15 protein-coding genes are annotated in these 15,832 nt (G+C 62.8%); 6 read left to right on the forward strand and 9 right to left on the reverse strand.

Translation table 11 applies throughout. The features are described 5' to 3' along the window. Positions 1–13 precede the first annotated feature (13 nt). Entirely contained in the window at positions 14–1,243 is a 1,230-nt protein-coding gene (locus BM216_RS01465; protein ID WP_092993822.1) for a metal-dependent hydrolase family protein, read from the reverse strand. A 384-nt stretch (positions 1,244–1,627) separates the two neighbouring features. Continuing rightward, complete coding sequence (locus BM216_RS01470) at positions 1,628–2,383, reverse strand: SH3 domain-containing protein (protein WP_092993826.1); 756 nt, start codon at positions 2,381–2,383, stop codon at positions 1,628–1,630. Between the two features lie 251 nt (positions 2,384–2,634). Here BM216_RS01470 and BM216_RS01475 point away from each other — a divergent pair, with 251 nt between their 5' ends. Continuing rightward, a complete protein-coding gene (locus tag BM216_RS01475; protein WP_177230672.1) occupies positions 2,635–3,357 on the forward strand; it encodes a DUF3313 domain-containing protein in 723 nt (240 codons plus the stop codon). A gap of 20 nt (positions 3,358–3,377) precedes the next feature. Here the strand turns inward: BM216_RS01475 and BM216_RS01480 are convergent, their stop codons facing one another. Next, positions 3,378–3,971, reverse strand: coding sequence for a DUF308 domain-containing protein (locus tag BM216_RS01480; protein ID WP_092993832.1), 594 nt, complete (start codon positions 3,969–3,971; stop codon positions 3,378–3,380). A 120-nt stretch (positions 3,972–4,091) separates the two neighbouring features. On the opposite strand from BM216_RS01480, the gene BM216_RS01485 reads away from it, so the two are divergent. The 3 genes from BM216_RS01485 (at position 4,092) to BM216_RS01495 (ending at position 6,497) form a co-directional block, all read left to right on the forward strand. Beyond that, positions 4,092–4,811 carry a response regulator gene (locus BM216_RS01485; RefSeq protein WP_092993835.1) on the forward strand — a complete coding sequence of 240 codons (720 nt, stop codon included), beginning with the start codon at positions 4,092–4,094 and terminating at the stop codon, positions 4,809–4,811. Between the two features lie 5 nt (positions 4,812–4,816). After that, on the forward strand, positions 4,817–6,166 hold the full coding sequence (locus BM216_RS01490) for an ATP-binding protein (RefSeq protein ID WP_092993837.1): 1,350 nt from the start codon (positions 4,817–4,819) through the stop codon (positions 6,164–6,166). A 73-nt stretch (positions 6,167–6,239) separates the two neighbouring features. Continuing rightward, positions 6,240–6,497 (forward strand): hypothetical protein, encoded by a 258-nt coding sequence (locus BM216_RS01495; protein ID WP_092993840.1) that lies wholly within the window; start codon positions 6,240–6,242, stop codon positions 6,495–6,497. A gap of 59 nt (positions 6,498–6,556) precedes the next feature. On the opposite strand, the gene BM216_RS01500 is transcribed toward BM216_RS01495, so the two are convergent. From BM216_RS01500 to BM216_RS01525, 6 genes are all read right to left on the reverse strand, one after another. After that, positions 6,557–6,925 carry a hypothetical protein gene (locus BM216_RS01500; protein WP_143102702.1) on the reverse strand — a complete coding sequence of 123 codons (369 nt, stop codon included), beginning with the start codon at positions 6,923–6,925 and terminating at the stop codon, positions 6,557–6,559. A gap of 247 nt (positions 6,926–7,172) precedes the next feature. Then, the gene (locus tag BM216_RS01505) at positions 7,173–7,412 is read right to left on the reverse strand and encodes a cysteine rich repeat-containing protein (RefSeq protein WP_092993846.1); all 240 of its coding nucleotides are present in this window, start codon (positions 7,410–7,412) and stop codon (positions 7,173–7,175) included. Between the two features lie 156 nt (positions 7,413–7,568). Further along, a complete protein-coding gene (locus BM216_RS01510; RefSeq protein ID WP_092993849.1) occupies positions 7,569–8,627 on the reverse strand; it encodes an ABC transporter ATP-binding protein in 1,059 nt (352 codons plus the stop codon). Between the two features lie 19 nt (positions 8,628–8,646). Beyond that, on the reverse strand, positions 8,647–9,435 hold the full coding sequence (locus BM216_RS01515; protein ID WP_092993853.1) for an ABC transporter permease: 789 nt from the start codon (positions 9,433–9,435) through the stop codon (positions 8,647–8,649). Between the two features lie 5 nt (positions 9,436–9,440). Beyond that, on the reverse strand, positions 9,441–10,265 hold the full coding sequence (locus BM216_RS01520) for an ABC transporter permease (RefSeq protein ID WP_092993856.1): 825 nt from the start codon (positions 10,263–10,265) through the stop codon (positions 9,441–9,443). Positions 10,266–10,335: 70 nt separating this feature from the next. Then, complete coding sequence (locus BM216_RS01525; protein WP_092993859.1) at positions 10,336–11,376, reverse strand: ABC transporter substrate-binding protein; 1,041 nt, start codon at positions 11,374–11,376, stop codon at positions 10,336–10,338. A 194-nt stretch (positions 11,377–11,570) separates the two neighbouring features. On the opposite strand from BM216_RS01525, the gene BM216_RS01530 reads away from it, so the two are divergent. After that, the gene (locus BM216_RS01530; protein WP_092993862.1) at positions 11,571–13,448 is read left to right on the forward strand and encodes an adenine deaminase; all 1,878 of its coding nucleotides are present in this window, start codon (positions 11,571–11,573) and stop codon (positions 13,446–13,448) included. An 87-nt stretch (positions 13,449–13,535) separates the two neighbouring features. Continuing rightward, complete coding sequence (locus tag BM216_RS01535; protein ID WP_092993865.1) at positions 13,536–15,830, forward strand: heavy metal translocating P-type ATPase; 2,295 nt, start codon at positions 13,536–13,538, stop codon at positions 15,828–15,830. Positions 15,831–15,832 lie beyond the last annotated feature (2 nt).

The raw sequence follows: 15,832 nt of genomic DNA on the forward strand, positions 1-15,832 counted from the left end.
GCGTCTCCCGCGATCAGGCCGCCAGCTCGTTCTTGTAGAACTGTCCGCCCTTCATGATCGCCTTCAGCTTGTCGTGCTGTTCGAGCACGCCGATCTCTTCCAGCGGGTTGCCGTCGACGACGATGAGGTCGGCGAAGGCGCCGGGCGTCAATTCGCCGATCTTGCCTTCCATGCGGCAGAGCTTGGCCGAGATGAGCGTGGCGGACTGGATGATGTCGGCGGCCGGCAGCACCTTGTTGCGGGTGGTGAACTCGATCGACTGGTACTTGTGGAGCTGGCCGAGAAGGTCGGAACCGTAGGCCATCGGCACGCCGGCATCGTGCAGGATCTGCAGCGAGCGGAGGCCGCCGGTGCGCACGGTCTCGATCTTGGCGACGGAATCGGGCTTGAGGCCGAAGGCTTCGCCTTCCATCGCAAGGCCTTCATAGGCGGCAAGCGTCGGGCAGGCGATGGCGCCGGACTTGGCGGCAAGCTCGGCGGTTTCCTTCTCGATCAGGTTGCAGTGTTCCAGCGAATGGACACCGCATTCGACCGCACGACGGATCGCCTGGTCGGTATAGACATGGGCCGACACATAGGTGCCGACATTGTTGGCTTCCTCGACGACCGCGATGATTTCCTCACGGGAATATTGCAGGACATGGATCGGATCGGTCGGGGAGGCGACGCCGCCGTTCGCCATGATCTTGATGAAATCGGCGCCGTTGCGGATTTCCTCGCGGGCAGCGGTGCGCACCTCACTGATGCCGTTGCAGATGCGGCCGAGGGCGCCGAGGCTTGCTTCGTGCAGCGGGCGGTTGTCGAAACGGGTGCGGTAATCGGTATGGCCGCCGGTCTGGCCGAGCGCCTTGCCGCAGATGACGAGGCGCGGGCCGTCGATCAAACCTTCCTCGACGGCGAGCTTCAGGCCGAGATCGGCGCCGGCAAGGTCGCGCACGGTGGTGAAGCCGCGCATCAGCATGCCGTTCATGATCTTGGAGGTGCGCAGTGCCACGAGCGACGACGGCAGTTCGGCATTGGCGGCAAGATCGACGAGCGTGGCGACGACATGGACGTGGGCATCGACGAGGCCGGGCATCAGCGTCTTGCCGGCAAGGTCGATCCTGGTCGCGGAGGACGCGGTGATCGGCTTGTCGGAGACTTCGCGGACGATGTCGTCCTCGATCAGGACTTCTACGCCGCCGACGAGCTGCTTGGTCTTGACGTCGAGGAATTGGCCGCCGGTGAAAATAGTCTGTGTCATTGCACGCTCCCAGGTTCAAAATCGACCACGGACAGTCAGCCAGGACTGCCGCGGCCATAGCTTCGCCTGTCGTGAGAATCGGGAGGTCCGACCGTCAGCGCGGGTTGAAGCTGTTCCTAATTCGGTTGCTGCTTTGCGGCTGAGAAGGAGCAAAAAGCCCCTGCACACGCGGTGCAGCACTGTTCCCATGTTTATTGTTATGGCGATAATACAAACTGTCGACAAAGGCGCAATAGGGAATCGGGCCACCTGTCACTTTCAATCTTACCGGGCAGAATGCCCCTTGTTGCCGGCTGCCACAAATGAGCAAAAGCGCATGAAAAAAGACCGGCGCTCCTGCTGTCAGAAGCGCCGGTCCGCAGACGATTTCGGGATGATCGAGGATCAGGGACGGTCGATCGAACCTTGACGAACGCGGGTATTGCCGAGCGGTCCGCGGGTGACGGAAGCGGCGCCGCATTTTTCCGGGCCGCAACCACCGACTGCCGCGCGACCGCCGCCATTCGGGCCGCGGGTCACGGCCGCGCCACCGCAATTTCCGTCACGGCAACCGCCTGCCGCGGCACGGGCGCCACCATGCGGACCACGGGTGACGGCGGCGGCACCGCAGCCATTCGGACCGCAGCCCGCAACGGCCTTGCGCGAGCCGCCGTGGTAGTAACGGTCCCAATGACCGTACCAGGGCTGCGAATGATAGTGGGAATCCCAGTAGGCTACACTGAAGGCGACGGTGGCGATGCCGATCACCGGCACGATCGATGACGTCAGAACGGTCTGCTGGCCGTTGTAGTTGACATAGATATAGCTTGCCGAGACCCAGCCGCGCGCGCCGGCCCAGCTGACGTCACACCAGGTCCGGTCGCCGCTGCAGCCATAGATGACGAGCGAGGCGCTCTGCGGCATGACGCGGACGACCGGATATTGGGTGCTCGGACCGGCGCGAAGATTGACGCTGGTCACCGCGACGCCGTTGGTGGCGGCGGACGCCTTCGACATGCCGCCGAGGGAAAAGATGAGGGTGAGGGCAAGCATCAGGGCGGTTACGGCCTTGCTTGCGTTGAAATATTGCTTGGCGGCGTGGATCGGATTGGCTGACAGAATATCCGCTCGACGGCCTCCCATGGATTGCTGGATGAACATGAAAATATCGGCTCCTTGCGTTGAAGATGGAGCCAGTGTCGCGGGTCAAGTTTGATCCGCTGTTTCAGGTTTGATGCAGAAGATTACAGCGTGTTGGCCATCGTGCCGGCGCGGTGGAAAGTGGCCGTAACAAACTGCAACATTTCTGCAATCGCCTGGAAAATCCCCTGCCGCCTTATGCAAACCCGCCGCGCTGCGCGCGGCCTGGGTTTCATGGAACCGGCAAGATGATCTTCGGTGAGGGCATATCGATGGCAGTTCAGACAAGCGTCCGGAAATGGACAGGTTGCGTCTCTCCGGGCATCGCTTGTCTGGGCATCGCCATGCTCGTCACATCCTGTACGACAACGCCGGCGCATTATCAGGAGCTTGCCTCGACAGCCCAGCTCCATGCCAATACGAGCAACACGGACAAGCGGGTGGCCTTCAATACGTCGCTCGATCCCAAGGCGCTCAGAGCCTATTCGGCAGTGACACTGGAGCCGGTTCGGGTCTATCGCGGCACGGACCATCAGTTCGGCAATCTGTCGGAAAACGCAAAGGCGGATCTCGCCAGGTATGCGGATCGGAAATTCGCTGAAGAGCTGCGTCGACAGGGGCTTGTGACCGGGACCGCCGGTGCGCCTTCATTGCGAATGCGGGTGACGATTACCGGAGCGCAGACCAGCGTGCCGGTTCTCAGCACCGCGACGAAGGTGACGCCGGTCGGCTTCGCGCTGAACGGCCTCAAGATGGCCGGTGACAAGGAAGTGCGCTTTTCCGGTGCCGTGATCTATGCCGTCGAACTGTTCGATGCGCGCGATGGCGGGCTGATCTATGCGTTCGTGACGCGGCAATATCCGAACGCCTTGAATATTCCTGCGAGCGTGTTGCCGCTCGATGCGGCGAAGGCCGGGATCGAGCGCGGTGCGTCCACGACGGCCACGTCGCTGAAGGGCTTGCTGGCACCGCGCACGGCAAGGAGCGGCCCATGAACGGGCCGACCGCATTTCTGTCATCGCGGTGGCTCTCGCTCCGCTTCGCCCGCGAAATCGCCGAGAAGCAGCGAGAAGCCGATGAGGCTGACGCCGTAGAGGCCGAGATCCAGCGCCATGAGCAGGCCGGCGAGTTCGAGATCTCCATGGGGCCATTGAAGCGCAAGGAAACCGCCGATGCCGATCGCGGGGGCGCCTCCGGCGATCAGCCAGTGGCAACCGCGCATATCCCGGAAGATGTAGCCGCAATAGCAGCGCATCGCGCCGGTGGCGATGACGCCCGCAAAGAAGAAGAGCGCCAGGATGGCAAGCTGCGGAGGAGGGCTGGTGAGGGCGAACAGGCCGAAGAACAGATAGAACGTGGCGACCATGCCCCAGGCTGGAAGCTGCATGCGTTCCCGGAACTGCCAGGCGATGACGAGCTGGAGCAGGCCGGTAACGAAGAGGATCAGCCCGATGACCGGCCATGAGACGACGTTGAGGGCAACGACGTTGCAGCTGAACATGAAGCCAGCTGCGGCCGTCAATATGCCCATGACGAGGATGGTTGCCTGTCGCCTTTTCAGCGTGACGAGCGTACGGGCGGCGGGGAGATTGCGGACCGGGAAAGACATGGATGACCTCGACGAAATGAGTTTCGCCAACCATGCCCCCTGCATTTTGCCGGCTGATGCCGTCGGTGTGACGGAATGTTACTGTCAGGCAGTCCAGATGGATGAAGAGAGTCGGAAGATATGGAAGAGACAGTGAAAATCCTGGTGGTCGAGGACGATCCGGAAATCCGCGATCTGCTCGACGAGTTCCTGACGACCGAGGGCTATCTGGTCCACACCGCCGACAGCCCGCCTTCGGCCGACCGGCTGGTGGAGCGGAAGTGGCCCGACCTCATCATTCTGGACCTGATGATGCCGCGCGAGGACGGCCTGTCCTTCTGCCGGCGCATCCGCGCCAAGTCCCAGGTGCCGATCATCATGCTCACGGCAAAGACCGAGGAGATCGACAGGATCGTCGGCCTGGAATTCGGTGCCGACGATTATCTGGGCAAGCCGTTCAATCCGCGTGAACTGCTGGCACGCATCAAGGCCGTCCTGCGGCGGACGAACCCGCATTCGGGACATGCAGAGGGAGGATCGGGCATCAAGCGGTTTGCCGGCCTCGTCGTCGATCCGGAGGCACGCAGCATCACGACCGAGGAGGGGACCGTAGTGCCGTTGACTACGACCGAATTCGACCTGCTTGCCTGCTTTCTGGAGCGACCGCGGCGCGTGCTGTCGCGGGACCAACTGCTCGACTATACCCGCGGCTCGACGGCGGAAACTTATGACCGGACGATCGATGTCGCCATCTCGCGGCTTCGGACCAAGCTTGCCGCCTGCCTGCCGCCCGACGTGCAGGTGATCACCACCGTGCGCAATGCCGGCTATCTCTTCAACCCGACAGTGACGAACGGCTAGTCCGCATGAGAAAGATCGGCATCGTCGCGAGAATTGCACTGATCGTCACCGCCGCGCTATTCGTCAGCCAGCTCGTGGTGGTGATTTCCTATCTGCGTCAGGGTGAGAAGTCGCCGACTCCGCCCTATGCGATTGCCGAGCGCATCTCCAATGTCGTCCGCCTGCTGGACGAGACCAGCCCGGGCACACGCGAGGAGGTGCTTTCAGTGGCGAGCGTCTCCGGCTTCCAAGTTGCCGTCTACCCGCAGATCCCGCCAACCTTCGAGGATGATTTCAGCTTCTCGCGCATGCGCGTCACCGCCCAGAAAATGATCAACGACTATGATCCAACCCGGATGGTCAGGGCCGGCGTGATCGGTTCGGGAGAGGGGCGGCGAAGCAATTTTACCCTCGCCTTTGCGGTCGGTCTGAAAAGCGGCGAGGTGGTGATCTTCACCGTCTCCGACGAGACGACGCTCAGGGTATGGAACGTGCCGATCGGCTTCCTCGCCGGTTTCTTCGGCATCGTCGTTGCGATCATTGCGGTGCTGGCCGTCGCGCGCGAAACAAGGCCGCTGGCAAAGCTGGCGCAGAGTATCGACGAGCTCGGCAACCGGATCGAGCCGGTGCAGGTGAAGGAGCGCGGCGCGCGCGAGCTGAGAACCCTGATCCGTGCGATCAACAACATGCAGGAGCGCATTCTCGGACTGATCAACAACCGCACGATCTTTCTCGGCGCCGTGTCCCACGACCTGAAGACCTATCTGACGCGCTTTCGCCTGCGGCTGGAAATGATGCCGGCGGGTGCCCATCGTGACAAGGCGATCACCGATGTGGAGGCGATGGAGCAGCTCTTGAGCGATGTGCTTCTGTTTGCCAGCGATGCATCCGCTAAGTCCGCCGCGGAGACCGTCGATGTCAACGAGGCGGTCAGGCGCAGTGCGGCGGAAGCCGATCCGGCCAGCGAGCGTATTGAGGTCGGACCGACGCGCGAGCGGCTGAACGTCAAGGTTCCTCAATCGGCGCTTTGCCGGGTTATCGACAATCTCCTGTCCAACGCGCTGCGCTATGGCGAACATGCCAGGGTGTCGACGGAGCTGCGCGATGAGGTGGCCTGCGTGATCGTCGAGGATGACGGGCCGGGGATCAGGGAGGAGGATATCGCGCTTGTCTTCGAACCGTTCTTTCGCGCCGAACCATCGCGCAACCGCGCCCATGGAGGTACGGGGCTCGGGCTTGCGATCGTCAAGCAGATCCTCGACGCGCATGGCGGAACGATCACGCTATCCAACAAGAAGGGCGGGTCGGGGCTCGTGGCAACGGTCTGCCTGCCGCTCGCCAATGTTTCAGACCACACGCGGAAGACGGTGAATTGAAATACACCTGAACGCGCCGCCGAATATCAACAGGCTACGCGAATGCTCCAACCGAGATCAAGGAGTTGAAGACGTGGCCGATGAAACGACGATGTCGAGACTGGATATGCTTAAGGATCCGCTGATCCGCCAGGTGATGAAAGCCGATGGCGTGCGGGTATCGGAACTCTCCGCGCTGATGACCAGGGTCGCGGCGCGGCTCGATGGCGGCGATGCCGAGCGCCGGCAGCCGCAAGTCTACTCCATGGACGAGATCGAGAGCCGGGCCGACCCCCGCTTCGAGCCGTCAAGCCGGCTTTTGCGGATGGAATGCTCCTGGACCATGCACTGACGGGAGGCGGGGACGTGGAAACACTCCCTTCCCGTGGCGCGCAATGGCCGCTCCCGGCTTCAGATCGACCTCATGTCCTGGCGGCTGGGTGTGAAGGACTGGTCGTCCTGCTCTTCGCTGGACGTGGCGAGGCAATCGAGCAACTGTTCACGCAGGTCGAAGAGCGCACCGGTAAAGACGTCGCCATCCTCCTTGAAAACATAGGCGAGATCGGCGACCTCGGTGAAGGCGGTCGCTTCCGCGATGCACTCAAGTCCGAGCGTGTCGTCCTTCGGGATCGTCTGGAGACTCGCCTGGGGGATCGCGCGCGGGATGGAAAGACGGTCGCCGCGGGCGAGATCGGCAGCGCCGGTCGTGGCATAGGAGATGGCGAGAAGGCTTGCCATGGCAGCCATGCCGAGAACGGCCTTGCGGATGGGAAAGCGCATTTCGACGTCCTTTCGTTGATCGATACCGTTCGCCGCCGGCCACGCCGGCCGCATCGCATCGGCTACGGTTTCAAGGAATAGGGGCCGTTCGGGCCCTGGATGACGGTTTCTGTTACGGGAGCCGGGGCACCACCCGCGGGAGGGCGGACCTTTATCCCCGCAGGTGGTGCCCGACATGACGGCGGGTTCTGCAGCGTCCCGCGCCAGCCATGAAACGCCATGGACGCTGCGGAACCCGGAAAAACCGTCAGTTCTTACGCTTCGCCATCAGATCGGCGATGGTGGTCGCGCATTGCTCGGAAAGCTGCGCCTTCTTTTCCTTGACGCAGGCAAGCACCTCGCCACCACCCGGCTTGGCATTCGGGCAAAGGGTCTGGATGTCCTGCTTGCAATTGTCGCGCAGCGCCATCTTGTCGGACATCGACATCTGCTGGGCGGACGCAGTGCCGGCGGTCATCAGGAAAATTGCGATCAGATATTTATGCACTTGATTATCCTCGTGGTTCGTCAGGTTTTAGAGGATCGCGGCCCGATGTGCCTGCAGGGACAAGCGCACCGTGTCGCGATGGAGACGTTTTTCGCCTCCTTTTGTCGCGTGCGGATTTCCGGTTTGTTGCGGTAGTTTGCGCGGCGCCGATTTCGCTCAGGTCTCGGGATCGAGAATGCAGCACTGTTCCGGCATGGGAACAAGAACGGCCTTGTCGCCGGGCTCGAACGGTTCGGAGAGCGCGCCATTGGCGGTGATCTCACCGGCCGCCGTCCCGCATTTGTACTGATAGGCGCGGCCGAGATAGGTGCGGGTACCGAGTGTTGCGGGTACGCCCTCACCATCCTTTCGGACCACCAGACCATCGGGGCGGGTTGCCAGGACGAAATCGTCCTTGATCGGGCCGAAGAGGTCCTGGGACAGATGCAGGCGCGCGCCGCCAGCTGCTTCCGCCGTGACGACCGCGCCGTCGCGGGCGACAACCTTCATCGGGATCAGGTTCTCAAAGCCGACGAAACGGGCGACGAAGGCATTGGCCGGCTTCTGGTAGAGGACTTCCGGCGTATCGAGCTGCATGATGCGGCCGGCATTCATGATCGCGACGCGGTCGGAGATCGAGAATGCCTCTTCCTGGTCGTGGGTGACATAGAGCGATGTCGTGCCGTTCGCCTTCTGCAACTGGCGGATTTCGACTCGCATATCGACGCGCAGTTTTGCATCGAGGTTGGACAGCGGCTCGTCGAACATCAGCAATGGCGGTTCAATGACCAGCGCGCGAGCGAGTGCGACACGCTGCTTCTGGCCACCCGAAAGCGCGGAGGGGAGGCGGTCGGCGAGGTTTGATAGGCCGACGCGCTCCAGCATGGCTGTCGCGCGCTTGGCACGATCGGCGGCTGCGATGCCACGCTGCTTCAGGCCGAACGCGACGTTGTCCTGCACGCTCAGATGCGGGAAGAGCGCGTAATTCTGGAAGACGAGGCCGATGTCGCGGGCATGGGCGGGAAGCCTGGTGAGATCGCGATCGCCGAGGCGGACATGGCCGCTGGTCGGCTGCAGGAAACCGGCGACGATCCTGAGCGTCGTGGTCTTGCCGCAGCCGGAGGAGCCGAGGAGCGAGACGAGTTCGCCGGCGGCGACCGAGATCGACAGGTCCTTGAGGACCTGGGTCTGGCCGTAATGGGCGGAAAGGTTTTCGATGGTCAGCGATACGGTCATGAGATCGGCGGTCTGTTCTTTACTTGGTCAGGAAGGTGAGGCCGAGGGTCGCCTCGACGATGGCCATGACGCCGACGGTGACGAGCATCAGGAGCACGGACACGGAGGCGATGGTCGGGTCGAAGAACTGTTCCATATGGGCCAAGATCTGGATCGGCAGGGTGGAAATGCCGGGGCCGGTCAGGAAGACCGAGATCGACACGTCATTGATCGAGGTGATGAAGGCGAGGATGAAGGCGGCAATGACGCCGGCGCGGATATTCGGCAGCACCACGGTCATGAAGGTCTTCCAGGGCGGGCAGCCGAGGCTGATCGCGGCTTCCTCGACGGAAAAGTCGAAGGAGGCGAGGGAGGCGCCCACAACGCGTACCGAATAGGGCAGAACCAGCAGTGCATGGCCGATGATCAGGCTCGGATAGATCGGCAGACCAAGCCCGATGGTGATCGATTTCAGCAGCGAGAAGCCGAAGACGATTTCCGGCACGAGGATCGGCAGGACGAAGAGGGTGCCGAGCCATTTCGGCAGGCCGACGCGGTAGCGGTTCAGCGCATAGGCCGCCGGGATGCCGATCAGGAGCGAGAGCGCGGTGCCCAATATTGCCACCTGGAAACTGGTGATCGCCGTGTTGCGGAAGGCCGAGATTTCGAAAATGTTGGCGAACCAGTGCAGCGTCAGTCCCTGCGGCGGGAAGGTCAGGTATGTCGTGTCGCTGAGCGACGCACCGACGATGATCACGAGCGGTGCCAGCAGGAACAGGAAGACGAGGATGGCGAAGGCGCCGAGAAGCGGGTGGATACGGGCTGCCATCTGACTTACACCGCCATCGGGTTGAGGCGCCGCGCCATGCGGCTCATGATCGAGACGACGGCGATGGTGATTACCACCATGATCGCCGCGATGGTTGAGGCGCCGACCCAGTCGAAAGTGACCATGGCGCGCTGGTAGAGCAGCGTTCCCATCATCATCATCTGCTCGCCGCCGAGAAGCTGGGGCGTCGCGTAGGACGTGAAGCTGCCGGTGAAGACCAACACCGCGCCGACGATCAGACCGGGCATCGCAAGCGGCAGGATGACCTGGAAGAAGGTGGCGATCGGTTTCGCGCCGAGCGAGGCGGAGGCTTCCACCACATCGCGCGGGATGCCTTCGAGCACGCCTGTCAGCGTCAGGATCATCAGCGGCACGAAGAGATAGACCATCGCGACGATGACCGAGCCTTCGGTATAGAGCATCGACAGCGGCTCCGAGATGATGCCGAGCGACATCAGCGAACTGTTGAGGATGCCGTTCTTGCCGAGAATGATCAGCCACGCGAAGGAGCGGACGACGACGCCCGTCAGCAGCGGGAAGACGGCAGCGATAATGGCGATCGACTTCAGCCGGCCGGGCATCTGGGCGATCACATAGGCGGTGAGAAAGCCGATGACGAGCGAGATCGCTGTGGTGATCAGTGCGATCCGCAGGGTTCGATAGAGGATATTGGTGCGAAATCCGCTGTTGAAGAAGGCCTGATAGGTGGAGAAGACGCCCTTAGGCTCGCCGAAGGTGGTGGCGATGGTGGCGAGCACGGGAATGACCAGAAGAGCGACGACGAGGATCGTCGCCGGCATCGTCAGTCCCCATTTGGCGAGCTTGTTCATGGATATTCTCTCAGACGGGAAGCGCCGCGGATCGGCGGCGCGTCGAGATCAATAACGAGGCTATTGTCGCTTACTGCGCGAAAAGCTCATTCCACTGGTCGATCCAGTCGGTCTTGACCTCGTTCATCTTGGCGTAGTCGATGAGAGCAAGGCTTCCGACCTGCTCGGCGCCGTAAGTCCACATTTTGGCCTGTTCCGGCGTGAGCTCGACCTTGGTATTGATCGGCGCGTCGACGCCCTGCTCGGCTTCCTTCTGCTGGACTTCCTTCGACAGCACAAAGTTGATGAACTGGTAGGCCAACCCGACGTTTTCCGAGCCCTTCGGGATATTGACGGTGTTCAGCGTCGCGATATCGCCATCCGAAAGCTTCGCCCAGGTCATGGTCGGTACGGCGGCCTGCATCGAGGCGAGGGTGAAGTCCTGAGCGAGCGCGACGCGGACTTCGCCGGTCGAGATGAGGTTCACCAGCTCGGAGCCGGTATTGTAGTTCTTGACGACATTCGGCTTCAGTTCCTCGATCGCCGAGAACGCGCCCTCGCTGTCCTCATAAGCGTCGGAACCGGCATGCTTGCCGGCCTGCAGCACGACCATCGGGCCGGCCGTCGTCGTAATGCCCGGCAGCGAGATCGACTTTTCAAGATCGGCACGCCACAGATCACCCCAGGAGGTGATCGGCGGCTCGACCTTGGCCGAGTCATAGACGATGCCGACGCGGCCGATCGTGTAGGCCGGGCCGAACTTGCCCTGCGGCTGGCGGCCGAGCTCGTATATTTCCGACAGGTTGGGGATCTTGGCCGGATCGATTTCCAGGAACTGGCCCTGCTCGATACCCTGCTGGGAGAAGCTGTCGGAAAGATAGATGACGTCGACGCCCTTGCCGTCGCGCAGGCGCAGCTTGTTCAGGCGGTCGGCATTGTTGCCGGTCTCGAAGACCACATCGCAGCCGCATATCTTCTTGAATGGCTCGATGATGTTGGCATTCATCTTCTCGCCGTTATAGCCCCACCACGAGATGGTCAGCGTCTTCGACTGGGCGCTGGCTGTGGCGGAACCTACGAGCGAGGCGACGACGGCGAAAGCCGAGACGCGGAGAAGACGAGAGACGTTCACGGGACGACGACCTTTCGGAAAACCGGTTGACCGGGATACCCCCGGACTTTTGGGGGCAATTCTATTTTTTGTGCCGCCCGCCTGCAAGCCTGTTTACTGGGCAGTCCACGGTTTTGGCGGTAACGGACAGGGGCGGCGCGGTTTACACCGCTGGTCGGCGAGACTAGGTTCCCGCCGAAATCAAGGGACCCTTCATGACCTATGCCGCAACCGCACTTCCCGACGATCTGCTGATCAACGCCGCCGACGAGGTGGCAATACGGCAGGACCTGGTGCTGACCGCGCTCGGCAAACGCCCTGCCGACCGTCTGTTGCGCGTCGGCAAGCTGCTCGACGTGCATAGCAGGACATGGCTCGACGACCAGGAGATCGTCATCAAGGGGCGACGCATCGCCTATGTCGGCCCGGCCGGCTCCTATACGGGCGAGGTGGTAGAACGTGTACACGAACCCGATCTATGGGCTGTCCCGGGCTTCGGCGAGGCGCACAAGCATATCGAGAGCTCTCATCTCACGCCGGAACACGAAGCAGCGCTCGTCATGCCCCATGGCGTGACATGGATCTGCGAGGCGAGCCACGAATTCTCCAACGTCAACGGCGCGAAGAACCTGGAGTTCTGGCTGACGGCGCGGCGTGCCGGCTCGCCAATGAAGATCTTTCCGCTGCCGGGCTCGGCCGTGCCGCCGACCGCCTATGAATGGGGCGGCGGACATTTCGGCTATGACGAGCAGAAGCGGTTCCTCTCCGAAAGCCTGATGGTGGCGGGGCTGGACGAGGTGATGGACTGGCCGTCGATCACCGATCCGGCAAACCCGTCCTATGATCGTCTGTGGGGCATGATCGGCGCGACTTTCGAACAGCGTGGCGTGGTGGAAGGCCATGGCGCGGGCCTGCGCGATATCGCCTCGATCAATGCCTTTGCCGCGGCCGGTCTTGCCTCCGATCACGAAGGGTGGTTCCTGGAAGAGGTATGGGACAAGCTCCGGCATGGCCTGTTCATCGAGCTCCGGCCCCATTCGCTGCCCGAAGTCATCGGCGGGCTGATCGAGAAGGGGCTTTCCGACTGGTCGCAGGTTGCCTTCGTCACCGACGACCGCAGCGCCTCCGACACGCTGAAGATGGGTGCGACCGACTACAACGTGCGGCTTGCGATCGAGAACGGCCTTTCGCCGGAAATCGCCATCCAATGCGTCACCATCAATCCGGCACGGCATATGCGCCTGACGCCCTGGGTCGGTTCGATCGCGCCCGGCCGGTTCGCCGACATCGTTCTTCTCGGCGACGTGCAGAAACTGTCGATCGCCAAGGTGTGGGCGGACGGGAAACCTGCTTCGGAAGGGAAGGCATTCATCGGGTCTCTGCCGAAGATCGGCTGGCCGGACTGGGCGACCAAGACGGTGACGATAGAGCGCGAAGTCACGGCGGAGGATTTCCGCATTGCCGCGCCGGAGGGTCGTGAGACGGTGCAAGCGGCACTGCTGCGCCCCTTCCACTGGTCGGACGACTTTATCACCATGGAATTGCCCGTGGTCGATGGCGCGGCCCAGCGTGATCATGACCGGAATGTCACCAAATTCTCGATCGTCGACCGGTTTTCCGGCGAGGCGAAGGTTTCGAAAATGTTCTGGCTCGGCACCGGGCCGCGCACGCCGGACACGGCGCTCGGCTCGACGCTCGGCCACGACAAACACAATATCTGGGTCGTCGGGTCCTCCGACGAAGCCATGGCGATGGTTGCCAACGAATTGAAGGCGCAGCAGGGCGGCTGGGTCCTGGTTTCCGGTGGCAAGGTGATTGCCCGCGTCCATTATGAGGTGGGCGGGCTGATGACGGCAAGGAGCGCCGAGGCGCTCGATGCCGAGATGCAGGCGCTCTACAAGGCGGGCGAGACCATCGACTGGATGTACGAGCCCACGTTTTCGCCGCGCTGGTGGCCGGGTTTTCCGGAGCGGCTTTCATTCGCGACGCTGACCTGCTCGCCCTGGCGCTGGGTTCTCGTCGCACCGTCCGAGCGCGCGCCGGAAGGTTTCGTCAACGTCCTGACCGGCGCGACCCATCCCGTGGTCTGGTAGCGGCCAATCTTTTTTACGAAAGGCGCTTGCACCTCTAGTGACTAGAGGTCCTAGAAGGGTCACTCGATGCAAAAGGCGGAGAGTGACATGGCAGACGGAACCACCCATCAGGCGCGCTACAAGGTCGGCGGCATGGATTGCGCCAGCTGCGCGACCAAGATCGACACGGCCGTACGGCGCATGCCGGGCGTCGAGGATGTCTCCGTTTCGGTCGCGGCCGGCACGATGACGGTCAGCCATGACGACCGCGTTGATCTTGCCGCCATGGAGAAGAAAGTCTCCGGCCTCGGCTATTCGCTGCGGGTGCTCGGTAAGAAAGGGCAGGGCGCGGCTGTCCTATCCCTTTCGGCTCAGCTGGACACCTCCCTTGCAGCAGGGGAGATCGGCAAGCCGCACGAACACGGTCCAGACTGCAATCACTCCCACGACGGCGGGCACGACCATGAGCATCACAGTGGCGGGCATGATCATTCCACACCCGCGGAGAACGAGATGGAGGGGCTGCACGGCCATGATCATGGACCGATGGATGGGCCGTGGTGGGCTTCGAAGAAGGGGCGGCTGACCATTCTGGTCGGGCTGGCGCTGGCGGTAGCCTACGGCCTCGGGCATCTCATCCGGGCCTATGAGACCTACATCTTCACCGCGGCGATGCTGATCGGCCTCGTGCCGATCGCCCGCCGGGCGATCATGGCGGCTTTTGCCGGCACGCCTTTCTCGATCGAAATGCTGATGACGATCGCCGCTGTCGGAGCGGTGATAATCAATGCCTCGGAAGAGGCTGCAGCCGTCGTCTTCCTGTTCCTCGTCGGCGAATTGCTGGAAGGGGTGGCGGCCGGCAAGGCGCGTTCGAGCATCCAGAGCCTGACTGCGCTCGTCCCGAAGACCGCGCTTGTGGAAGAGAACGGCAAGACGAGGGAGGTCCAGGCGGAAAACCTGGCCGTCGGTTCTGTCATTCTCGTGCGGCCTGGCGACCGGATTTCGGCGGATGGGATTATCATTGCAGGCGACAGTGCGATCGACGAGGCGCCGGTGACGGGCGAAAGCACGCCGGTTTCCAAGGGCGAAGGCGACCAGGTTTTTGCCGGCACCATAAACGGCGCCGCCGCCCTACGCGTCCGCGTCACGGCTGCGGCCGAGGACAACACGATCGCCCGCGTCGTGCGGCTGGTGGAGGAAGCGCAGGAGAAGAAGGCGCCGACGGAGCGCTTCATCGATCGTTTTTCCCGCTATTATACGCCGGGCGTGGTCGCAGTGGCGGCGCTGGTCGCCATCCTGCCGCCGTTGGTCGCTGGAGGCGCGTGGGACGAATGGGTTTATAAGGGTCTCGCGATCCTGCTGATCGGCTGCCCTTGCGCGCTGGTCATCTCGACCCCCGCCGCAATCGCCGCGTCGCTATCCTCCGGTGCCCGCCGTGGCCTGCTGCTGAAGGGCGGAGCCGTGCTGGAAACACTCGGCAAGCTGACGGCCGTGGCGCTCGACAAGACCGGAACGCTGACATCGGGCAAGCCGCAGGTGACGGACGTGATCGCCTTCGGCCGCGATGCCGACGACGTGCTGCGCCTGTCCGCCGCCCTGGAGACCGGTTCCAACCATCCGCTGGCGCAGGCGATCCTTGCCAGGGCGGCGGAATACGAGCTCGTTCCGGCCGCAAGCGAGGCCAAGGCTCTGGGCGGCAAGGGCGTAACGGCGATCGTCGAGGGCGAGGAGATCTTTCTCGGCTCGCCTAAGGCTGCGGCCGAACGCGTGGCGCTTCCGATGGCCCATGCACGCCGCATCACCGGGCTCAACGACGAAGGCAAGACCGTCTCCGTGCTGGTCGTCGGAAAGGCGCTGGCAGGTGCGATCGCCATGCGCGACGAACCGCGTCCCGATGCGAAGGCAGGCCTCCGGGCTCTCGCCGATCTGGGCGTGAAGACTGTGATGCTGACCGGCGACAACGCCCGAACGGCGGCGGCAATAGGCAAGGATCTCGGTATCGAGGTCCGTGCCGAGCTGATGCCGGAAGACAAGCAGAGGATCGTTGGCGATCTGCAGCGCGAAGGTTTTGTCGTCGGCAAGGTGGGCGACGGCATCAACGACGCGCCGGCGCTGGCGGCGGCCGATATCGGTATCGCCATGGGCGGCGGCACCGACGTGGCTCTGGAAACAGCGGATGCTGCCGTGCTGCATGGCCGCGTCGCCGATATCGCGGCGATGATCGACCTGTCGAAACGGACGATGCGCAACATCTGGCAGAACATCACCATTGCTCTGGGGCTGAAGGCGGTCTTCCTCGTGACCACGATCATAGGCGTCACCGGGTTGTGGCCCGCGATCCTGGCCGACACCGGTGCCACCGTGCTGGTGACGATCAATGCGCTGAGGCTGCTGCGGCGATAGTT

The organism is Rhizobium sp. NFR07, assembly GCF_900111905.1.
GTDB lineage: Bacteria > Pseudomonadota > Alphaproteobacteria > Rhizobiales > Rhizobiaceae > Neorhizobium.